The organism is Sphingomonas sp. (assembly GCF_013816785.1).
Taxonomy (GTDB): Bacteria; Pseudomonadota; Alphaproteobacteria; order Sphingomonadales; family Sphingomonadaceae; genus Sphingomicrobium.
Genome location: NZ_JACDDV010000043.1, coordinates 1 through 19,172 on the forward strand (window position 1 = coordinate 1; position 19,172 = coordinate 19,172).

Consider the following 19,172-nt stretch of genomic DNA (forward strand, 5'->3'; position numbering starts at 1 on the left):
CGGGTTGACCGCCTATGACACGCAGAAGATCAAGTCGATGTACGCCTATGTCGCGGGCACCGACATGATGGGCAAGTCGGTGATCATGGCCGCGCTGACGCTCTACCTGGATTTCATCAACATGTTCCAGTTTTTGCTCAGCTTCATGGGCGACCGCCGCTAGGCGGGGCCAAGGATCGCAACAACGGAAGGGCCCGGCGGGAAACTGCCGGGCCTTTTCGCTATTTCAGGTGCTGGCGGAAGAAGGCGATGGTGCGTTGCCAGGCGAGGTCGGCCGCGGCCTTGTTGTAACGCTCGGCCGAGGTGTCGTTGTTGAAGGCGTGGTTGACCTTGGCGTAGTTGAAGCTTTCGACCGATTTTCCCGCCGCCTGGAGCGCAGCCACCCAAGGAAGTCCGGTCTGATTCACGCGGGTGTCGAGACCGGCATAATGCAGTAGCAGAGGCGCGCGAATTCTGCTTGCCTCGGCCGGGGCGGGGGCGGGGCCGTAGTAAGCGACTCCGGCGTCGAGCTTGCTGCCTGCCGTTACCGCGACGCGGTTGACGAAAGCGCCGCCCCAGCAGAATCCAACGATGCCCAGCTTGCCGTTCGAATGACGCAGCCGCTTGAGGCTTTCTCCTAGCGCCACCGCGCTATCCACCGCGTTGGCGAGATCAAGCTTGCCGATCAGCTCTCGCGCAGTGTCCTCATTGCCGGGCGTGCCGCCGAGCGGCGTCAGGAAGTCGGGCGCGACAGCGTAAAACCCCGCCCGGGCAACTCGTCGTGCGACATCCTCGATATGTGCGTTGAGGCCCCGGTTCTCGTGAACGATGATCACCACCCCGGCTTTCTTCAAATCGCGCCGCGCCGCGACATAGCCGCTGAGGCCGACCGCGCCGTCGAGCTTGCCCTTGCGGGTGATCAGCCGTTTGTCATTGGCCGGAATGACCGTGGCCGCAGCAGGGCTGGCGGCGATCGAGGCGATCAGGCTCGACGCGGCCGCCGCGCCTCCGGCGATGACCGTCATCCGCGCAAAGAAATCGCGGCGGTCCATGCCATCATGGGTAAAGCGATCGTAAAGCTCGATCGCCTGCTGGCGCTGGTCGGTCATCGCTGTCCTTTTAGTTTGCCGGTTGCGGTTGCTGCTGGGCCTGCATCTCGGCGATCAGCTTGCCGTCGATCTCCTTGGCGCGGCGATAAGCGTCTCGGTCGGTCATGCGCGCCGCATAGTCGGTGAATACCGGCTTGGGCTCGAGCAATTTAAACTCGAGCATGTAATTGACGTTGGCGCCGACGAACAGGTCGGCGGCGCTGAAGCGGTCGCTGGCAATATACTGCTTGCCCTCAAGCGCTTTTTCGAGCGTCGCGATGGCGAGGTCATAATTGCCATAGCCGAACATTCGCTGGCGCTCGGGAGTCGGCTCCCATCCCACGGCCTTGTTGCTGAATGCCGCTTCGATCGGGCCCGATGTGAAGAAGGTCCAGCGGTAATAGTCGGAGCGGTTCTTGGGACCGGGCGCTAGGCCGGCTTGGGGAAAGGCGTCGGCGAGGTAGCAGCAAATCGCCGCGACTTCGGTCACCACATGGCCATTGTGGACGATCGCCGGGACCTTCCCCATCGGATTGATCGCAAGGTAGGGATCGGCCTTCATGCTATCACCGTAACCAAGGATTTCGGTCTCGTAGGGCTCACCGACTTCTTCCAGCATCCAGCGGATCGTCTGTCCGCGCGACATCGGGTTGGTATAAAATTTCAGCTCGGCCATGACGTCCTCCTGTTCGATTCGGCCGCAGAACATAGCCAGAACGTCTATCGGTGTCAGCCCCGCTCGCCGGGTGAGGGCGAAGGCGCCGGCCGCGGGACCGCGGACCCGCCTCGTTCGCCGCCGGTCTGGTCGCGAGTGGCGCGGAACTCGCTGTCGTCGCTCCAATTGGGCCAGGCGCGCGAATTGGCGAGGCTCATGCCGAGCGCATGGAGCAGCGCCGCATCCTCGGCGAGACCGTCGAAGCGCCAACTGGGCGACCATTCGTCGTCGGGCTGGTGATAACGTTTGGCGGTATAATCCTTGGCATTCGCCTCGCCGAGCGCGGTGCCGCCGTCGACCAGGTCGAGCCCCGGCTTGAAGCTGATCGCCGGCACACCGACCTTGGCGAACGAGAAATGGTCGGAGCGGTAAAAACCGCCGCTTTCAGGATGCGGGTCGGGCGTGAAGCGGCGACTTTGCCGCTGCCCTTGGGAGACCAGCATGTCGAGCAGGTCGAGTTTGGCAGTGCCGGCGATGGAGAAATCGCGCTCGCGTCCGAACACGCCCATCGAATCGGTGTTGAGCACGCCGACCGTCTTGCCCAACGGGTAAAGCGGATGCTGGGCATAATATTCGGAACCGAGCAGGTTCTTTTCCTCGGCAGTGACCGCCAGAAATACGATCGACCGGTCGGGCCGCGGCTCGCGCGAAAAGGCGCGGGCCTGCTCGATGATGTGCGAAATGCCGGTGCCGTTATCGACCGCGCCATTGTAGATACGGTCGCCGTTGGCGTCGGGCTGGCCGATGCCGAGATGGTCCCAATGCGCCGAGTAGATGATGGTCTCGTCGGGGTGGCGCTTGCCGCGCAGCAGGCCGACGACATTCTTCGAAGTCATCGTCTCGGTCGTCGCGGCGACGTTGGCGCTGAGCGTCGCTTTCAACGGCATCGGCTGGAAATTCTTAAGCCGCGCCGCGGCCCTTGCCTGATCGAAGTTGAGCCCGGAAGCGGCGAAGATTTTAACCGCCAGGTCGCGTTGGATCCAGCTTTCAAAGGCGGTGTGCTCGGCGGCGGGGTTGTCGCGTACGATGTCGAACATGGTGTTGGTATTCGAATTCTTGACCGTGTTCCAGCCGTAGGAGGCGGGGTCGGTTTCGTGGACGACCAGCACCCCGGCCGCGCCGCGCCGCGCCGCTTCCGCATATTTGTAGGTCCAGCGACCGTAATAAGTCATCGCCTTGCCGCCGAACTGGCATTCTCCGCCTTCGAAATCGGGGTCATTGACCAGGACGACGATCAGTTTGCCGCGTACATCGACGCCCTTGAAATCGTCCCAGCCGCGCTCGGGCGCGTTGACGCCATAGCCGACGAAGACCAGCGGGACGTTGGTGAGGCTGATCTGACGTTGTCCGTTCATCGGGGAGCGCACCGCAATATCGGTTCCCTGGACAAGATTCTGCGCAGCGCCGCCCGAAGTGAGCGTCAGCTGAGGCGTGCCGACAATATCCGACTTGAACAAAGGCACCGCCTGCGTCCACTGCCTCTTGCCGCCGGCCAGGTCGCCGCCTGGCTGCAACCCCGCCGCCCGAAATTGCTCGATCAGATAATCGACCGTCCTGGTCTCCGCCCGCGTCGCCACCCCACGCCCTTCATAGGCGTCGGAGCCGAGCGTCTGGACATGCTGCGACAGCCGCGCGGTGTCGAACCTGGTGGGCTTGGCGGAGAGCGGCGCGGCAAGGAAAGCGACGCCGGCGAGAAGAAGGGACGAACGTATCACGGGACATTTCTCCATAAGGCGATAAGCTGCTGCGTTCATGCGCCGCCTCGGCCCCGAGGAAAAGCCATCAATTTTCGGGTTGATACCCGACATGCACGCCCTGGGTAGCGCTCGGCTGGTCACGGCAAGGGGACTTCAATAAAAGCAGGTGTGTTGTGAAAGAACCCATTTGGATAAATTCTGTTGACTAATAAGTGCCGTTTCGCTACCGGGGAGAAAAATTGCGGGAGCGGAGAATGAAGCGACGGTCGGCGTTTGAAATCTATCTTCGCACTGGGCGGGCCGCGACCAAGCCGGAGCCGGTCGAGGTGAAGTTCAATCCCTGGCACGACCCCGACGATGGCCGCTTCACCTTTGGCGGGCAGGGCCGGCATTTCGGCGGTGGTGGCACGCGTTCCAGCGACGGACGCGTCAGCGCTGACCCTAGTATGACCGGATCGCCGCCGAGACCCGCAGCGGCGCAAGCGCCTGCGCGAAGGCTCACTCCATCAGCCCAATCTCCAACGCCAGTGCGCCGTAGCGGGCGACCGTCAGGCAGTGTCGGTCGCAATGCGCCCTCGCGCGGGTTTTCCTCGGCGGCCGGGAGCAAGCCCGGTCCAGGCCAAGACTCGGCGGCGTATATTGGAAACCTCAATGACGCTGTCCAACGGATGCGGCGGGAGACGGGAGCTACACGGAATGCCTCGGATTCCTTCACCAATCTTGTCCAAAGGCTCTAGCAGCATATGATCCCTTTTGAAGATGACAGAAACGACGTCTATCTGGATAGTCGTGGTAAGCCGACGGTGGGCATCGGCCATCTGATCAAGCATGGGGACAATTTGAAAGCCGGCGATCGGATCAGCGATGCTCGCAAGGAGGCGTTGTGGAGGGAGGATTCTGCAAGGGCGCTAGAAACGACGCAGAAGCAGATGAAGGAAGCGGGAATCACCGACCCGAATTTCATACTCCCGCTGGCGGCGGTAAATTTTCAATTGGGAGGAGGCTGGAGAGCAGAATTCAAGAAAACTTGGACGTTTATGAAGAACGGTGAATACGAAGCCGCCGCCCGCGAAGCGCAAGATAGCACATGGTATAACCAAACCCCCAAGCGAGTCCGAGCTTTTCAGAATGCGCTACGGGCACTACCGCCAAAGCCATCACCTAATATTCCCGCGGGCTAAGATCTAGTCTCTTCAGCTTGGCTGTTGATGGACTGATAAGCCAAATTCTCGTGTCAATATTCGCCGAATATAGCTTCGTATCTGGCAGTGAGCGCCACTCCGCGGCTGCGCGATTGGCCCAATCGTCGAGCCGTTTTCGCCATGGCCAATGCGCACGCTCGTTCTTGACGAAAATGTTTAGCTGTAGCGTATACGGTGAAAACATTTGTTCCGCATCGACAGGTTTTCCCGTGAACATGGCTGCCGCGATAATCTCACCCTTGGGAGAGATCACGACGGCACCCTTGTCGATGCAGTAGTGAGCCATACACGCGGTGAAAAGGTAACTTCCGTCTGACAAAATAGCCGGAGGGTCGGGAGGGCCGTAAAGCACTTCTTTCATTTCGTCCCAAAGGGGCTCCTTCGCATCCTCTCCTCTGAAATTAGTTCGGGCCTTACCTGCATAGGCTTTCATTGCCCGTTGAAAGCCCCTGTCCGCCACCAGCATGGCCGTGTGTCTGCAAGCGTTCAGCTCACGAAGACTGCATTTGCGAGTGATCGCGGGCTGGGCAAATGAAGCAGCCGATAACAGCGCTACGGTTAGGAGGCTCAACACTAGACTATTCTAGTCCCTTAATAATGGGGTTTCCACTCATCACTGACCGTGAACGGTATTTCCGCTCTTACTTTTAGTGCGTCGGCAGCAACAGCGCAGCTGTCGCCAAGAAAGCGAAGTGCGCGACCCATATGCACAATTGTAAGTAGCCTCCGACATCTCATTTATGAATGGGAGGTGGCGAAAGCGCCTACTTCGCCGCGGACGTCTCCCCCGACACGCTTGCGTTTGGCGGAGACTTTGACCGGCTTGGGCGGGGGCGGGGGATCTCGAACGCGGGGCCTGTTCAGCAAGGAACGAGAGGTCAGGGAGTTCGCAAAATTCAACCTCTCGGTTGACATTCAGCAACTCGGCTTTAATTAAACCACATGGTTGAACTTCCATCGCTACAACTCGACGCGGTTTTCCATGCCTTGGGCGACCACACCCGCCGGCACATGTTGAGCGATCTCGCGGGCGGCGAGCGCACGGTGGGCCAGCTTGCCCGGCCGTTCGATATCTCGCTTGCGGGTGCATCCAAACACATCAAGGCACTCGAGCGGGCAGGGCTGGTGCTCCGCGACGTGCGCGGGCGGACCCACCACTGCCGCTTGGCGCCCGCGGCGCTCGCCGCTGCCCACCAATGGCTAAGCGCGTACGAGCGCTTCTGGACGGAGCGGCTCGAAGTGCTCGAGCGCCTGCTTCGCGAGGAGGACGCCATCAAAACCTCGAATATCAAAGGAGATAGGAAATGAACGAACTCGCGACTTCGGATGGCTATGCCGTACTGACCGAGCCCTCAACCTTGCAGATTCAACGGCTTTTGCCGGGGCCGATCGAGCGGGTTTGGAACTATCTGACGGAGAGCCACTTGCGTCGCCGCTGGTTTGCCGCCGGCGACATGAAGCTGGAGATTGGCGCACCGGTCGAGCTCGTGTGGCGCAACGACGAGCTTACCGACCCGCCCGGCCAGCGGCCTGCCGGCGCTTCGGGGGAGAATCGAATGCAGAGCCGGATCACCGAGCTCGAGTCGCTGCGCAAGCTGGCAATCGCCTGGGGTGCCGACGGCAGCGTCTCATTCGAGCTGACGCCACAAGGGGACAACGTGCTTCTGACCATCGTGCACCGCGGGGTGCCAGACCGCGCCAGCCTGCTTAACTTCGCCCCTGGCTGGCACACCCACCTGGACGTTCTCGCGGCCCGGCTTGGCGATAAACAGCCGGAGCCCTTCTGGGACGCAATCGCCCGGCTGAAGCACGACTATGCCGAGCGGCTGCCCGCCTGAGGCGCCCTGAAGGAGCAAGACTATGCGCAAGCTGATTGCCGGATTTAAGATTTCGCTCGACGGGAAGACCGAGGGCCCGGAGGGAATGGCGGATTGGGCCGAATCCTGGTCGGAGGATTTCGGGCTGACTCCGCAGATCGATGCATGTTTGCTCGGAGGCGGCATGTATCCGGGGTATGAAGGCTATTGGACTGGCATTCGCAACGACCCCCACAAGCCGGCGTGGATCACTGGGCTGCCCCCGACGCAGGGCGAGATCGAGTGGGCCGAATTCTCTGCCAAGACCCCTCATTACGTGCTCTCGCGCAGCCTGACCTCGGCTCAGTGGCCGAACACCCGCTTCATCCGCGACATCGACGAAGTCGGCGACCTGAAGCGGCAACCGGGCAAGGACATCTACCTGATGGGCGGCGCCCGGGTCACTAACAGTCTGTGGGACGTCGGCCTGGTCGATGAGATTCGTCTGCTGGTTCATCCGCTCGTGGCGGGGGAAGGCGCGTCGTTGTTCGCACCGAACGTCAGCCGTCGCGGTCTCGACCTGCGTGAGGCGCGCCAGCTTCCGACGGGTGTCGTGAGCCTGGTTTATGACGTCGCGACCGGCAGTGTCGCGCGGGCTTAATAGGAACTTCAAAATGTCAAAGCTAACCATCCGAAAAATGATGAATATCGTTCGGATTCCGCTGATCGTCACAGCGTTGGCCGTCGGAGCCACCGCTGCTTACGCCCAGCCGGCAATCCCTAAGCTTGCTCCGATGCCGGCCGAACTTGAAACTCGATACGCGCTCAGTGCACTTCCGCCGGCCTTGCGCGCTACGGCGTCGGTCTATCTGCTCGATACCAAGACGGGCTACCACCTCGCTCGCAAAGGCACGAGCGGCCTGAACTGTCTCGTGCAGCGCACCGCGTGGGAACTCAACGATTTCCGCGACGACATCTATTACCCGCTCTGTTTCGACCCGGAGGGTTCAAAGACCTATTTGAAGGTCATCATGGACTCGGCAAAATTGCGTATCCAGGGGCTGGGCCCGCCCGCGCTGACGAAGCTCGTCAAAGGCCGATATGCCGCTAAGACCTACAGGGGCGCTTCAAAGCCCGGCCTGTCTTACATGGTCGGCCCCGTCATGCGCACCATCGGCCCGGACAAGAAGGTGCAAACGATGGCGATGCCTCATTTGATGTTCTACGCTTCGGGGATCACCAACGAAGACATCGGCGCCAAGCCGAACCCGGCCGTCTTTTCGACGCTGATGAACCCGTTCGTCGATCGGCAGGGCAACGCCGAGCAAAGCTTCTTGATTCAGATGATCGGGGACGCCGAAAAGGCGAAGATCATGGCTGAAGAGAAACGACTCGTCGACGACCTCTGCGCCTATCGCGACGTCCTTTGCCTCCACAAAATGACCCATTGACGGCGCGGTCGACCGCGGTCGGACGCAGGCATAGGGGATGGTGCGTCCATCGGGGCTGATTGATTGGGGGGTCGGTAGCGATCTCCGGTTTCAACGTTCAGTGGTGCGCGGCAAGTGCGTTAGCCTGAGGATCCGGCATTGTCCGAAAAAAGCATGAGGGTCATGCCTGAACTTATGGAGAGGCAGCGGATTTTTATTGGCCAGATGTGTTTTTGCCCGACTATTTAGCCCACGAAATTCGAGGGGTGGATTTTGGCAGTCTCGCCTGTCGCTAGATTTTGGCAGTCTCGCCTGTCGCTATTCGCTAGTCGCGGCGGGTCGTGAATGGATTTGGAGGGGGATTTGTTGAGGTTTATTCTGCGGGTCCTAGCGGCCGGGTTTGCTTGTTCAGTTTCGGTCGCGGCGATGGCGCAAACCCCGGCTGCCCAAGATTTTAGGGTTGAGGCGTTGCGGACGGCCATGCAGTCCGCCCGCTGGACCGGCCCGTTGCTTGCATCGACCCCGGAAACTCTCCCGCAAGGACATTTTTACACCGAACCTTATTTCTTCGACGTGATTTCGGGCGGCAAGCATCACCCCGGGTCGAGCGGCTATTATCAATATGGACTGGCCGAGGATTTCACGATCGGATTTCAGCCCGACTTCGCGATCGGCACTGAAAGCCCCAACCGGTCGCCCGCAATCGGCGATTTCAAATTGCTGTCACAGCTCCGGCTGACGCACTTCACGCCCGAGCATCGCGTTCCGAGTGTCGCGGTCATTCTTCAGGAGGTAATTCCAACTGGGAAACACGACCGGCTCGGCCCGCTGCATGAGGGCCATGGCTCGGGGTCCTTCGCCACCGAAGTCGGCGTCAATGTCCAATATTATTTTCTGCTCAAGAACGACCGTTTGCTGCGTGCCCGTTTGAACTTCCTCCAGCGGTTTCCTCACGGAAGCGATGTGGAAGATCGAAGCGTATACGGAACCGGCCCCGGCTTCCGCGGCCACGCCAAACCGGGCGCAACCACGACCTTCATCGGCGCCGTCGAATATAGCGTAACCCGCGAGTGGGTCCTGGCGCTCGACGTGACGCGCCAATCCACCACGCAAACCAAAGTCCGAGGCCGCTATAACGGCGGTCCGCTCATTGAACAGACCAGTCCGTCGAGCCATTTTGTCAGCTTCGCACCTGCCGTCGAATATAATTGGAGCGACCGGACGGGCGCCATTTTCGGCCTGTGGGTGATCCCCAAAGGCCACAACACACCCGCTTCTATTACCCCAGCGCTTGCGATCAGCCGCTTCTGGTAGGCCCCAGCTATTCGGCAGCGGTGGCCTTTCCGCTCGTTTTGGGCTTGGCGGCTGTCTTGGCGTTCGCCTCCGGCTTAGCCCTGGCCGCCTTGGGCGGTGCCGGGGCGATCTCGAAATGCGGCTGGTTGTCCTTGATGCGGACCTTGACCTCGCCGCCGTCGATTAGCTTGCCGAACAGCAATTCCTCGGCCAGTGGCTGCTTGATCTTTTCCTGCACCAGCCGCGCCATCGGCCGCGCCCCATAGAGCCGGTCATAGCCCTTGGCGGTCAGCCATTCGCGCGCCTCGTCATCCAGCTCGATATGGACGTTGCGGTCGGCCAGCTGTAGCTCGAGCTGGAGGATGAACTTGTCGACCACCCGCGCAACCACCGCCGGCGGCAAATAGGCGAACGGTACGACGGCATCCAGCCGGTTGCGGAATTCGGGAGTGAACATCTTCTTGACCGCATCCTCCTGCATGTCCTCGCGGCTCATCGCGCCGAAGCCGATGCTTTCCCGCGCCATGTCGGCGGCGCCGGCATTGGTGGTCATGATCAGGATGGTGTTGCGGAAATCGACCATCTTACCATGATGGTCAGTCAGCTTGCCATGGTCCATCACCTGCAACAATATGTTGAACAGGTCGGGGTGCGCCTTTTCAATCTCGTCGAGCAGCAGCACCGAATGCGGCTGCTGGTCGACCGCGTCGGTCAGCAGGCCGCCCTGGTCGTAGCCGACATAGCCCGGCGGCGCGCCGATCAGGCGGCTGACCGCGTGGCGCTCCATATATTCGCTCATGTCGAACCGTTGCAGCGGGATGCCGAGCACCGCGGCGAGCTGACGCGCGACCTCGGTCTTGCCGACGCCGGTCGGGCCGGAGAATAGATAGTTGCCGATCGGCTTGTCGGGCTCGCGAAGGCCGGCGCGGCTGAGCTTGATCGCCGAGGCGAGCTTCTCGATCGCCATGTCCTGGCCGAACACGACCCGTTTCAAATCCGCCTCGAGCGTCTCGAGCACGCGCTTGTCGTCGCTCGAAACCGACTTCGGCGGAATGCGCGCCATCGTCGCCACCACCGCTTCGATTTCCTTGGTGGTGATGGTCTTCTTGCGGCGGCTGGGCGGCACCAGCATCTGCATCGCCCCGACCTCATCGATCACGTCGATCGCCTTGTCGGGCAGCTTGCGGTCGTGAATGTAGCGCGCGCTGAGCTCGACCGCGGATTTGATCGCGTCCGGCGTGTAGCGGACTTTGTGGTGCTGCTCGAACGAGGAGCGCAGCCCGGCGATGATCTTGATCGTATCCTCGACCGTCGGCTCATTGACGTCGATCTTCTGGAACCGGCGCAGCAGCGCGCGGTCTTTCTCGAAATGGTTGCGAAACTCCTTGTAGGTGGTCGATCCGATGCAGCGGATCGCCCCAGACGACAGCGCCGGCTTGAGCAAATTCGACGCGTCCATCGCCCCGCCGCTGGTCGCGCCGGCGCCGATCACCGTGTGGATTTCGTCGATGAACAGGATCGCGTCGGGCAATTTCTCGAGCTCGTTGACGACCGATTTCAGCCGTTCTTCGAAGTCGCCGCGATAGCGCGTGCCGGCCAGCAGCGCGCCCATGTCGAGCGAATAGATCACCGCCGGTTTCAATACCTCCGGCACGTCGCCCTCGACGATTTTGCGCGCCAGCCCCTCGGCAATCGCGGTTTTGCCGACGCCGGGATCGCCGACGTAGAGCGGGTTGTTCTTCGACCGGCGGCACAATATCTGCACCGTGCGGTCGACCTCGGGCATGCGCCCGATCAGAGGGTCGACCTTGCCCAGCTTGGCTTTCTCGTTGAGGTTGACGGTGAATTGGGCGAGCGCGCTTTCCTTCTTGTCGCCGCTCTTCTGCTCGGTTTTTTCCTCGGCGCCCTGCGGCGGCGCGACCTCGGCCGACCCCTCGCCCTTGCCGACGCCGTGGCTGATATAGGTTACCGCATCCAGCCGGCTCATATCCTGTTGCTGAAGGAAATAGACGGCATAGCTTTCGCGTTCGGAGAACAGCGCGACCAGCACATTGCCGCCGGTGACGTCGTCGCGGCCCGACGACTGAACGTGGAGGATGGCGCGCTGCACCACCCGCTGAAACCCGCTGGTCGGGGTCGGGTCGGTCGCGCTGTCGGCGACCAGAGCGCCCAACTCGCCGTCGAGATATTGCTTGACCGTCGCCTTCAATTCGTCGCGGTTGACCCCGCACGCGGTCAGCACCTGGCTGGCGTGAGTGTCGTCGATCAACGCCATCAGCAGATGCTCGAGCGTCGCATATTCGTGCCGCCGCTTCGACGCCTCGCCAAGCGCATTGTGCAGGGTGGTTTCAAGCTCACGCGCGAAACTGGGCATTCTGTTCTCCTTGAGTCCCCAATGTCGTCCGCTTGCAGTCGGCAATCAAGAGGGGATGGAAGAGCCGGGCGCTAGTTTAGCCCCTCTCCCCTTGAGGGAGAGGGAGGGAGCCTCGGAGCGGCGGAAGGGTGAGGGGGCGGCGCGGCGCGGCGCGCGAGCCAGAAGCTCGCCACCCCTCACCCCCGCTCGCCTTCGTCGAGTCGCCCTCTCCCTCAGGGGGAGAGGGATTTGCGCTGTGTGTTAGTGGGCAGACCCCTTCTGGCCGCCAAACAGGGTGTCACCCCGCTGCTTGCGCTCAAGCTGGAGCGCGTCGTCGGGGGGTGGGCCGAAATGTGGATGAACCTTCAGCGCGACTAAGACCTGTCGATCATCCGCCGCGACAAAGCGGCGGAGATCGCGGAAACCGAGCAGGATCAGTCGCCCTTGTCTGACAAAGCGGCCTACCGTTTGAACAGTTCATCGGCGGCGGAGCGGTGTTGGTCGACGGCGGCCATGTGCGCTTCGACCCGCGCGATTTCGCCCTTCAGCGTCTCGACCCGTTCGGCCAACTCGTGCTGCGACATCGGATCGAGGTCCTGCTTGACCAGCTCGGTCAGCGGGTCGCCCGGCTTGGAGGGAAAGAGATCGTCCAAATCCATCGGCGCCAGCGTTGACCGGTGGCAGTCCCAAGTCAATAAGCGTGGACCAATCTGGTGGCGTGGGGGCAATGATGAGCGGGACGATTCCGGAGACGATGCGGGCTGTCGAGATCACCGCGCCCGGCGGGCCGGAGGTGCTTCGGCTCGGTCAGCGCCCGACTCCCCAGCCAGGCACGAACGAAATGCTGATCCGGGTCGCCGCGGCCGGGGTCAACCGGCCCGATGTGCTGCAGCGCAAGGGCGTCTATCCGCCGCCGCCGGGCGCGAGCGATATCCCCGGCCTCGAGGTCGCCGGCACGGTGGTCGCGGCGGGGGACGGGGCGGCGCACCTGATCGGCACCAGGGTCTGCGCGCTGGTGACGGGCGGCGGCTATGCCGACTATTGCCTCGCGCCGGTCGGCACCTGCCTGCCGGTCCCCGAAGTGCTCAGCCTGAGCGAGGCGGCGGCGATGCCTGAAACCCTGTTCACCGTGTGGGTCCACCTGTTCGAGCGCGGGTTCGCGGCGGATGGCGACACGGTGCTGGTTCATGGCGGGACCAGCGGGATCGGCACGATGGCGATCAAGCTCGGCGTGCTGTTCGGACTGGAGGTGATCGTCACCTGCGGGTCGGACGAGAAATGCGCCGCCGCCATGGCACTCGGCGCCGTCCATGCGATCAACTATAACGTCGCCGATTATAGCCCCGAGGTATTACGCCTGACCGAGGGCCGGGGCGTTGCCGTCGTGCTCGACATGGTCGGCGGCGATTATGTCGCGCGCAACATCGCCTGCATGGCCGACGACGGCCGCCACGTGTCGATCGCGGTGCAGCGCGGGGCGGTCGCGGAAATTCCGCTCGTCGAGATCATGCGCCGCCGCCTGACGCTGACCGGCTCGACGCTTCGCCCGCGCGACCTGGCGTTCAAGTCGATGGTCCGCGACGAGATCGCACAGACCGTCTGGCCCTATGTCGAGGGCAATCGGCTGAAGCCCGTGATCGACAGTGTTTTTCCGCTCGAACAAGCCGCCGCCGCCCACGCCCGCATGGAATCGGGCGGCCATATCGGCAAGATCGTGCTGGAGATGGGCGAATGACCGGGCTCATCCTCCACGAATATCCGGCGTCGGGCAATTGCTACAAGATCCGGCTTGTCGCGGCACACCTCGGCCTGCCGCTCGAGCGCACAAGCTACGACATCATGAAGGGCGAGACGCGCACCGCGGAGTTTCTCCGCGACGTCAATCCCAACGGCCGCATCCCGGTGCTTCAGGACGGCGCCAGGCTGCTCGCCGAAAGCAACGCCGCCTGCTTCTACCTCGCCGACGGCAGCGAGCTCGTTCCCGACGACCGGTTCGAGCGCGCCGACATGCTCCACTGGATGTTTTGGGAGCAATATAATCACGAACCCAACATTGCCACGCTGCGGCTGTGGATGCGCTTCGTGGGGCTCGACGCGCTGAGCGAGGCGCAGCGGATGCAGATCAAAAACAAGCGCGAGGCGGGGCTGGCCGCGCTGGGCCTGATGGACGATCATCTCGAAAAGCACCGCTTCCTCGCCGCCGGCCGCTTCACCGTCGCCGACATCTGTCTGTTCGCTTACACCCACCTCGCCGATGAGGCCGATTTCGACCTGGAAGCCTATCCGGCGATCGTCGCGTGGATGGAAAGGATCATGACGTTGCCCAGGCATGTCGGGTTGGCGGATTGATGCCCGGAGCCATGATCTAGTGCCCGTTGGCCAAGACCCCCGGTTGTTGCGCCGCCTATTGCGCGCCAAGGACCGGATGGACGCCGACAGTCAGGAGGAATGGCCGGTCGCGCGGCTGGCGAAGGTCAGTGGCGTTTCCGCCGCCCATTTCGCGCGATCGTTCAAGGAGGCGTTTGGCGTTCCGCCACACCGCTATCTGCTGACTCGCCGGATCGAGCGGGCGAAGACGCTGCTGCGAGACACCCACCTTTCCATCACCGAAATCGCATTTCAGACCGGCTGGAACAGCCTCGGCAGTTTCGGACGCATTTTCCGTGACGTCACGGGCGAGAGTCCCGGCGAACTCCGCGTCCGTGAAATGGCCGCGCAGCACCAGCTGAGCCAAGTGCCGCACTGCTTCGTCAGCGCGGCGTACAGACCCGATCTCACAATCGCAGTTTCGGAGAAGCGGCGGCTGGATGCGAATGATATTGGCGACCCGTCTTAAACAAACGGAGGCCCTATTGTGCAGAATGTAGGTGTAGTCGGATTATACGTCCGCGATCAGGACGAAGCGCTTGAATTTTATGTCGGCAAACTAGGGTTTGCCGTCCACACCGACGCGAGCAACGGCGGTTATCGCTGGCTGACCGTGCAACATCCGGACCAGCCGTCGTTACAGCTTGGCCTGTTCGCGCCCCAGCCGCCGACGATCGACGAGGCGACGGCGCAGACGATGCGCGAGATGGTCGCCAAGGGCGCCATGCCGCCGCTAGTGCTGAACGTCGACAATTGCGCAAAAACTTACGAAAAAATGCGCGGCAGCGGCGTGGAATTCTCGCAGGAACCCACGGAGCGTTATGGCAGCGTCGATGCCAGCTTCCGCGATCCGTCCGGAAACGGCTGGAAGATGATCCAGGCGCGCCGGCCAGACTGACCCGGCCTCGACCATTTTCTAATCTTTCAAAGGAAATCCCATTGAACTGGAGCGTCCGCATCCGGCAGTTTCATCGCTACGTGGCCACTGCCTTCATAGCGACCGTCGTCACCTACTTAATCGCCATGATATGGGGTCCACCTTCCACGATCATTACCTATGCGCCACTCGTCCCGCTGTTCGTGTTGATGCCAACCGGCCTGTACATGCTCATGTTGCCATACGCGGCGGCCTGGCGCACCAAGCATCGCTCATGAAGACGCAGCGATTACCATGACCGATTCTGAATTGATCGATGCCCGGATCGAGCAGCTCGGTGACTGGCGCGGGGAGGTCCTTGCCAGCGTGCGAAGCCTCATCAAGTCGGCCGACCCCGGCGTGGTCGAGGAGCTCAAGTGGAGAAAGCCGTCCAACGCCATGTCGGGTGTTCCAACCTGGAGCGATGACGGGATCATCTGCACCGGCGAGACCTACAAGGACAAGGTCAAACTGACCTTCCTCAAGGGGGCGTCGCTGAAAGACCCCAGCGGCCTGTTCAACTCAAGCCTCGAAGGCAACGCCCGGCGAGCCATCGATATCGGCGAGGACGACAAGATCGACGAAGGGGCACTCAAAACACTCATTCGCGCCGCCGTGTCGCTGAATACGTCGGAAAAGCGGTAACGATCCGCCGCGTCGTCGCGCTCAAACTCCGCTTGCCCTTCACGCCCGCTAGGCCTAAATCGCCGGCAAGTTGGCCGCTCCGTGAAGGGGCGGCCCTTGTTGTTTTTGGAGAGTTTCGATGGTCCAGCCGCTCATGCCTCATGCGACCGCCGCCTGGCTGGTCGACAATAGCTCGCTGAGCTTTCCGCAGATCGCCGAATTTTGCGGCCTGCATATTCTCGAGATCCAGGCGATCGCCGACGATACGGCGGCGACCAAGTTGACCGGGCGCGACCCGATCCGCGCTGGGGAACTGACCCATGACGAAATCAACAAGGGGCAAGCCGACCCCGACTATGCGCTGCAGATGCACCGCGCGCCCGACCCCGTCACCCGTACCCGCGGGCCGCGCTATACCCCGGTGTCGAAGCGACAGGACAAGCCCGACGGTATCGCCTGGATCATCCGCAACCACCCCGAAGTGACCGACGGTCAGATTTCCAAGCTGATCGGCACGACGCGCACGACGATCTCGGCGATCCGTGAGCGCAGCCACTGGAACATGGCCAACATCACGCCCAAGGATCCGGTCACGCTGGGCCTCAGCTCGCAGCGCGAGCTGGATGCGGCGGTTGCTAAGGCGCAGAAGGCCAAGGGCATGGAAGCGCGGGTCGATACTCGCCTCGACGGCGATCGTGCCGCGCTGATCGAGGAACTGCGCGCCGAACGCGATCAGCATGCCCGCGACGCCGAAGCCGCGCTGGCCGCGGCCGAAGCCGGCGAGCCCGACACGTCGGACGAGATCCTCCCCGGCATCAAGGACCCGTTCAAGCGTTGATTCCAGACTGCCGAGAGGCCAAGGTCTGATCAATGGAACAGGGCGACATCGAGACCATGAGCTTCGAAGCGGCGCTTTCCGAGCTCGAGGGCATCGTCCGCGGCCTCGAGCAGGGGCAGGCGCCGCTCGATGAGTCGATCGAGCTTTACCAGCGCGGCGACAAATTGAAGCGCCATTGCGAGGCGCGGCTGAAAGCGGCGCAGGCGCGGATCGAAAAGATCGCGCTCGGCCCGGACGGGCAGCCGAGCGGAACAAGCCCGTTCGATGCTGGCTGAGCCCAGCGTGGCGGGCGTTGACCTAGCGGGCGAAGCGGCACGCATTTCGGCCGAGGTCGATGCCATATTCTCTTCTTATCTGGTCGATCCGGGCGACGGCCGCGCGGCGCTGTTCGCGGCGATGCGCCACGCCGGCATCGGCGGAGGCAAGCGGCTTCGCCCGTTGCTCACCGTGGCTGCCGGCCGGCTGTTCGGCATGGCTGAGGATCGCTCGCTGCGCGCCGGCGCGGCAATCGAGTCGATCCACGTCTATTCGCTGATCCACGACGACCTGCCATGCATGGACGACGACGACCTTCGCCGGGGCAAGCCGACGGTCCACAAGGCGTTCGGGGAAGCGACCGCGGTGCTGGCCGGCGACTGTTTTCACGATCTCGCCTTCGAAATACTGGCCGACGAAGCGACCCACGAAGACCCGTTCGTCCGCGCCGAGCTGGTGCTCGAACTTGCCCGCGCCTCCGGGCCGCACGGCATGGCCGGCGGGCAAATGCTCGATCTTGTCGCCGTGGGCCAGGCGCTCGATGCCGCCGCCGTCACCCGCCTTCAGCAATTGAAGACCGGCGCGCTGATCGAATTTGCGGTTGAGGCCGCCTGCATCATGGGGCGCCTCGACCCGCAGGCACGCACCCCCTATCGCGGCTATGCGCGCGGCATCGGCCTGGCGTTCCAGATCGCGGACGATTTGCTCGACCATCAGGGCGACGAGCAAGCGACCGGCAAAAGGCTCCACAAGGACGCTGGCGCCGGCAAGGCTACCTTCGTCTCGCTGGTCGGCGAGGAGCGCGCGCGGCAGCAGTGCGAGATGCTGGTGACGCAGGCGATCGAGCACCTCCACGACCATGGCGAAGAAGCCGATCTGCTTCGCGCCATCGCCCGCTACGTACAGGAAAGGGATCGCTGATGGCGCCTCGCGAACGAATTGGCGTCTACCCTGGCACCTTCGACCCGATCACCCTTGGCCACCTCGACATCATTCGGCGCGGGGCCCACCTCGTCGACCGGCTGGTGATCGGGGTCACCAACAATCCCGCCAAGTCGCCGATGTTTTCGGTCGAAGAACGGATGGCGATGATCCGCCGCGAAGTCGCCGACGTTGCGGGCATCGAGGTGGTCGAGTTCGACTCGCTGCTGATGGATTTCGCCGAGCGTGAGGGCGCGGGGTTGATCCTGCGCGGCCTGCGCGCGGTCGCCGATTTCGAATATGAGTATCAGATGGCGGGCATGAACCAGCAGTTGAACGATCGGATCGAAACTGTCTTTTTGATGGCCGACGTCTGCCTGCAGCCGATCGCGTCAAGGCTGGTGAAAGAAATCGCCTGCTACGGCGGCAAGATCGACAAGTTCGTGACCGCTGCGGTCGCCGCCGATGTCGCCGCACGGCTTGCGCGGAAATAGCAATGGCGCCGGCCTGCGCCCTGCGATAAGCGAGCGGGCCAGTGGGGCCGGGAGTATCTGCATGTTGAAGAAGTTGATTGTCCTGCCTTTTCTGGGCGCCGCGCTGATCGCCGCCAAGCCCGCTCCGCCGGCGGCCAAGCCGATTCCTTCGTCGATTGCTCCAGCCGCCGTCGCGGCCGATCCCGCTAACCGCTGGACGCTCGAGCTGTCCAACGGCGGCAAGGTGGTTGTTCAGCTTCGCCCCGATGTCGCGCCTGGTCATGTCTATCGCATTCAGCAGCTGACGACGCAGGGATTCTATGATGGCCTCATTTTCCACCGCGTCGTCCCCGGCTACGTGGCCCAGGGCGGCGATCCGCAAGGCAACGGGCGGGGCGGCTCGAAACTGCCCGACCTCAAGGCCGAATTCAACGACCTGCCGCATTTACGCGGCGTGACCTCGATGGCCCGAGCCGACGAGCCCGACAGTGCCAACAGCCAGTTCTTCATCATGCTCGCGCCGACCTTCAAGCTCGACCATAAATATAGCGCATTCGGCCGAGTCATCGAAGGCATGGCGACGGTCGACGCGATTTCCGTCGGCGAACCGCCGACGACGCCAACCAAAATCGTCCACGCCAGCATCGGCGGACCGCTTCCCGCGCCGCCAACAATAGTCTTCGAAGCACCCCCCGCGGTTGCCGGTCCAGCCCCCGCCGCCCCTTCACCCGCCACGGTGACGGTCGATCAGGCGGTGCAGCCGCTGGTTGCGGCGCCCGCCCCCACTGCACCTGCGCCGGCCCCCGCGCCCGAGGCGCCCACGCCGAAATAATGCGCGTCGATCTGTTCGACTTCGAGCTTCCGACCGACCGCATCGCCCTTCGCCCCGCGCGTCCGCGCGATGCGGCGCGGATGTTGCTGGTCGAAGGCGCAGCATCGGCGGATCGCCAAGTGCTCGACCTTCCGGCGATTCTGCGCCCCGGCGATGTGCTCGTGTTCAACGACACCCGCGTCATTCCGGCCCAACTCGAAGGCAGTCGCGGCGAGGCAAAGGTCGGCGCCACGCTCCACAAGCGCGAGGGTCCGCGCAGCTGGTGGGCGTTCGTCCGCAACGCCCGGCGCGTGCGTGAAGGCGATCGCATCGATTTTGCCGAGGGCGTCGCCGCCACCGCCGTCGAGCGCGACGATGCCGGCGCCCTCCTGCTTCATTTCCACGGCTACGAAC

The 19,172-nt window shown here is 62.8% G+C and carries 25 protein-coding genes; 19 read left to right on the forward strand and 6 right to left on the reverse strand.

What is annotated here, in order from left to right:
- A partial coding sequence (locus tag H0W65_RS09325; RefSeq protein ID WP_294006899.1) for a Bax inhibitor-1 family protein occupies nt 1-163 on the forward strand: 163 nt, incomplete at its 5' end.
- Between the two features lie 58 nt (nt 164-221).
- Here the strand turns inward: H0W65_RS09325 and H0W65_RS09330 are convergent.
- The 3 genes from H0W65_RS09330 to H0W65_RS09340 are packed head-to-tail and all read right to left on the reverse strand — an operon-like array spanning nt 222 to nt 3,497.
- Nucleotides 222-1,088: a dienelactone hydrolase family protein gene (locus H0W65_RS09330; RefSeq protein ID WP_294006833.1), complete on the reverse strand. Its 867-nt coding sequence runs from the start codon at nt 1,086-1,088 to the stop codon at nt 222-224.
- A gap of 10 nt (nt 1,089-1,098) precedes the next feature.
- Nucleotides 1,099-1,743, reverse strand: a complete 645-nt coding sequence (locus H0W65_RS09335) for a glutathione S-transferase family protein (protein WP_294006836.1) — start codon at nt 1,741-1,743, stop codon at nt 1,099-1,101.
- A 53-nt stretch (nt 1,744-1,796) separates the two neighbouring features.
- The gene (locus H0W65_RS09340; protein WP_294006839.1) at nt 1,797-3,497 is read right to left on the reverse strand and encodes a M28 family metallopeptidase; all 1,701 of its coding nucleotides are present in this window, start codon (nt 3,495-3,497) and stop codon (nt 1,797-1,799) included.
- Between the two features lie 725 nt (nt 3,498-4,222).
- Between H0W65_RS09340 and H0W65_RS09345 the strand changes: the two genes are divergently transcribed.
- Complete coding sequence (locus tag H0W65_RS09345) at nt 4,223-4,660, forward strand: glycoside hydrolase family protein (RefSeq protein WP_294006842.1); 438 nt, start codon at nt 4,223-4,225, stop codon at nt 4,658-4,660.
- On the opposite strand, the gene H0W65_RS09350 is transcribed toward H0W65_RS09345, so the two are convergent.
- Nucleotides 4,641-5,147 carry a hypothetical protein gene (locus H0W65_RS09350; RefSeq protein WP_294006845.1) on the reverse strand — a complete coding sequence of 169 codons (507 nt, stop codon included), beginning with the start codon at nt 5,145-5,147 and terminating at the stop codon, nt 4,641-4,643. The two genes, H0W65_RS09345 and H0W65_RS09350, sit on opposite strands and share 20 nt — an antisense overlap.
- 476 nt (nt 5,148-5,623) lie before the next feature.
- Here H0W65_RS09350 and H0W65_RS09355 point away from each other — a divergent pair, with 476 nt between their 5' ends.
- The 5 genes from H0W65_RS09355 (at nt 5,624) to H0W65_RS09375 (ending at nt 9,221) form a co-directional block, all read left to right on the forward strand.
- Nucleotides 5,624-5,989 (forward strand): helix-turn-helix transcriptional regulator, encoded by a 366-nt coding sequence (locus tag H0W65_RS09355; RefSeq protein ID WP_294006848.1) that lies wholly within the window; start codon nt 5,624-5,626, stop codon nt 5,987-5,989.
- Entirely contained in the window at nt 5,986-6,519 is a 534-nt protein-coding gene (locus H0W65_RS09360; RefSeq protein WP_294006851.1) for an SRPBCC family protein, read from the forward strand. The genes H0W65_RS09355 and H0W65_RS09360 overlap by 4 nt, the downstream gene beginning before the upstream one ends.
- A gap of 22 nt (nt 6,520-6,541) precedes the next feature.
- A complete protein-coding gene (locus tag H0W65_RS09365; RefSeq protein ID WP_294006854.1) occupies nt 6,542-7,138 on the forward strand; it encodes a dihydrofolate reductase family protein in 597 nt (198 codons plus the stop codon).
- Complete coding sequence (locus H0W65_RS09370) at nt 7,104-7,928, forward strand: hypothetical protein (protein ID WP_294006857.1); 825 nt, start codon at nt 7,104-7,106, stop codon at nt 7,926-7,928. The genes H0W65_RS09365 and H0W65_RS09370 overlap by 35 nt, the downstream gene beginning before the upstream one ends.
- Nucleotides 7,929-8,387: 459 nt before the next feature.
- On the forward strand, nt 8,388-9,221 hold the full coding sequence (locus H0W65_RS09375; RefSeq protein ID WP_294006860.1) for a hypothetical protein: 834 nt from the start codon (nt 8,388-8,390) through the stop codon (nt 9,219-9,221).
- A 7-nt stretch (nt 9,222-9,228) separates the two neighbouring features.
- Here H0W65_RS09375 and clpA read toward each other — a convergent pair whose 3' ends face one another.
- Nucleotides 9,229-11,574 (reverse strand): ATP-dependent Clp protease ATP-binding subunit ClpA, encoded by a 2,346-nt coding sequence (gene clpA / locus H0W65_RS09380; RefSeq protein WP_294006863.1) that lies wholly within the window; start codon nt 11,572-11,574, stop codon nt 9,229-9,231.
- 440 nt (nt 11,575-12,014) lie between these two features.
- Entirely contained in the window at nt 12,015-12,212 is a 198-nt protein-coding gene (locus H0W65_RS09385) for a DUF1192 domain-containing protein (protein WP_294006865.1), read from the reverse strand.
- 71 nt (nt 12,213-12,283) lie between these two features.
- Here H0W65_RS09385 and H0W65_RS09390 point away from each other — a divergent pair, with 71 nt between their 5' ends.
- The 12 genes from H0W65_RS09390 to H0W65_RS09445 all read left to right on the forward strand — a co-directional run.
- A complete protein-coding gene (locus H0W65_RS09390; RefSeq protein WP_294006902.1) occupies nt 12,284-13,288 on the forward strand; it encodes an NAD(P)H-quinone oxidoreductase in 1,005 nt (334 codons plus the stop codon).
- The gene (locus tag H0W65_RS09395) at nt 13,285-13,902 is read left to right on the forward strand and encodes a glutathione S-transferase family protein (protein ID WP_294006868.1); all 618 of its coding nucleotides are present in this window, start codon (nt 13,285-13,287) and stop codon (nt 13,900-13,902) included. Before H0W65_RS09390 ends, H0W65_RS09395 begins: the two co-directional genes overlap by 4 nt.
- A gap of 46 nt (nt 13,903-13,948) precedes the next feature.
- A complete protein-coding gene (locus H0W65_RS09400; protein WP_294006871.1) occupies nt 13,949-14,389 on the forward strand; it encodes a helix-turn-helix transcriptional regulator in 441 nt (146 codons plus the stop codon).
- Between the two features lie 18 nt (nt 14,390-14,407).
- Nucleotides 14,408-14,818 carry a VOC family protein gene (locus H0W65_RS09405; RefSeq protein ID WP_294006874.1) on the forward strand — a complete coding sequence of 137 codons (411 nt, stop codon included), beginning with the start codon at nt 14,408-14,410 and terminating at the stop codon, nt 14,816-14,818.
- Between the two features lie 41 nt (nt 14,819-14,859).
- Nucleotides 14,860-15,075: a hypothetical protein gene (locus H0W65_RS09410; protein WP_294006877.1), complete on the forward strand. Its 216-nt coding sequence runs from the start codon at nt 14,860-14,862 to the stop codon at nt 15,073-15,075.
- Nucleotides 15,076-15,091: 16 nt separating this feature from the next.
- Complete coding sequence (locus H0W65_RS09415; protein ID WP_294006880.1) at nt 15,092-15,481, forward strand: DUF1801 domain-containing protein; 390 nt, start codon at nt 15,092-15,094, stop codon at nt 15,479-15,481.
- 118 nt (nt 15,482-15,599) lie between these two features.
- Nucleotides 15,600-16,298, forward strand: coding sequence for a DUF1013 domain-containing protein (locus H0W65_RS09420; RefSeq protein WP_294006882.1), 699 nt, complete (start codon nt 15,600-15,602; stop codon nt 16,296-16,298).
- A 32-nt stretch (nt 16,299-16,330) separates the two neighbouring features.
- Nucleotides 16,331-16,573 (forward strand): exodeoxyribonuclease VII small subunit, encoded by a 243-nt coding sequence (locus tag H0W65_RS09425; protein WP_294006885.1) that lies wholly within the window; start codon nt 16,331-16,333, stop codon nt 16,571-16,573.
- Entirely contained in the window at nt 16,563-17,474 is a 912-nt protein-coding gene (locus H0W65_RS09430; protein WP_294006888.1) for a polyprenyl synthetase family protein, read from the forward strand. The genes H0W65_RS09425 and H0W65_RS09430 overlap by 11 nt, the downstream gene beginning before the upstream one ends.
- Nucleotides 17,474-17,968 carry a pantetheine-phosphate adenylyltransferase gene (gene coaD, locus H0W65_RS09435; RefSeq protein ID WP_294006891.1) on the forward strand — a complete coding sequence of 165 codons (495 nt, stop codon included), beginning with the start codon at nt 17,474-17,476 and terminating at the stop codon, nt 17,966-17,968. Before H0W65_RS09430 ends, coaD begins: the two co-directional genes overlap by 1 nt.
- A gap of 61 nt (nt 17,969-18,029) precedes the next feature.
- Nucleotides 18,030-18,779: a peptidylprolyl isomerase gene (locus H0W65_RS09440; protein WP_294006894.1), complete on the forward strand. Its 750-nt coding sequence runs from the start codon at nt 18,030-18,032 to the stop codon at nt 18,777-18,779.
- A partial coding sequence (locus H0W65_RS09445; RefSeq protein ID WP_294006897.1) for an S-adenosylmethionine:tRNA ribosyltransferase-isomerase occupies nt 18,779-19,172 on the forward strand: 394 nt, incomplete at its 3' end. The genes H0W65_RS09440 and H0W65_RS09445, both read left to right, overlap by 1 nt.

What these genes read in the sequence shown, in the direction of transcription:
- H0W65_RS09330 (WP_294006833.1), bottom strand. Translation starts at nt 1,088, where the DNA reads ATGACCGACCAGCGCCAGCAGGCGATCGAGCTTTACGATCGCTTTACC.
- H0W65_RS09335 (WP_294006836.1), bottom strand. Translation starts at nt 1,743, where the DNA reads ATGGCCGAGCTGAAATTTTATACCAACCCGATGTCGCGCGGACAGACG.
- H0W65_RS09345 (WP_294006842.1), top strand. Translation starts at nt 4,223, where the DNA reads ATGATCCCTTTTGAAGATGACAGAAACGACGTCTATCTGGATAGTCGT.
- H0W65_RS09350 (WP_294006845.1), bottom strand. Translation starts at nt 5,147, where the DNA reads ATGCTGGTGGCGGACAGGGGCTTTCAACGGGCAATGAAAGCCTATGCA.
- H0W65_RS09355 (WP_294006848.1), top strand. Translation starts at nt 5,624, where the DNA reads ATGGTTGAACTTCCATCGCTACAACTCGACGCGGTTTTCCATGCCTTG.
- H0W65_RS09360 (WP_294006851.1), top strand. Translation starts at nt 5,986, where the DNA reads ATGAACGAACTCGCGACTTCGGATGGCTATGCCGTACTGACCGAGCCC.
- H0W65_RS09365 (WP_294006854.1), top strand. Translation starts at nt 6,542, where the DNA reads ATGCGCAAGCTGATTGCCGGATTTAAGATTTCGCTCGACGGGAAGACC.
- H0W65_RS09370 (WP_294006857.1), top strand. Translation starts at nt 7,104, where the DNA reads ATGACGTCGCGACCGGCAGTGTCGCGCGGGCTTAATAGGAACTTCAAA.
- H0W65_RS09375 (WP_294006860.1), top strand. Translation starts at nt 8,388, where the DNA reads ATGCAGTCCGCCCGCTGGACCGGCCCGTTGCTTGCATCGACCCCGGAA.
- clpA (WP_294006863.1), bottom strand. Translation starts at nt 11,574, where the DNA reads ATGCCCAGTTTCGCGCGTGAGCTTGAAACCACCCTGCACAATGCGCTT.
- H0W65_RS09385 (WP_294006865.1), bottom strand. Translation starts at nt 12,212, where the DNA reads ATGGATTTGGACGATCTCTTTCCCTCCAAGCCGGGCGACCCGCTGACC.
- H0W65_RS09390 (WP_294006902.1), top strand. Translation starts at nt 12,284, where the DNA reads ATGAGCGGGACGATTCCGGAGACGATGCGGGCTGTCGAGATCACCGCG.
- H0W65_RS09395 (WP_294006868.1), top strand. Translation starts at nt 13,285, where the DNA reads ATGACCGGGCTCATCCTCCACGAATATCCGGCGTCGGGCAATTGCTAC.
- H0W65_RS09415 (WP_294006880.1), top strand. Translation starts at nt 15,092, where the DNA reads ATGACCGATTCTGAATTGATCGATGCCCGGATCGAGCAGCTCGGTGAC.
- H0W65_RS09420 (WP_294006882.1), top strand. Translation starts at nt 15,600, where the DNA reads ATGGTCCAGCCGCTCATGCCTCATGCGACCGCCGCCTGGCTGGTCGAC.
- H0W65_RS09425 (WP_294006885.1), top strand. Translation starts at nt 16,331, where the DNA reads ATGGAACAGGGCGACATCGAGACCATGAGCTTCGAAGCGGCGCTTTCC.
- H0W65_RS09430 (WP_294006888.1), top strand. Translation starts at nt 16,563, where the DNA reads ATGCTGGCTGAGCCCAGCGTGGCGGGCGTTGACCTAGCGGGCGAAGCG.
- coaD (WP_294006891.1), top strand. Translation starts at nt 17,474, where the DNA reads ATGGCGCCTCGCGAACGAATTGGCGTCTACCCTGGCACCTTCGACCCG.
- H0W65_RS09440 (WP_294006894.1), top strand. Translation starts at nt 18,030, where the DNA reads ATGTTGAAGAAGTTGATTGTCCTGCCTTTTCTGGGCGCCGCGCTGATC.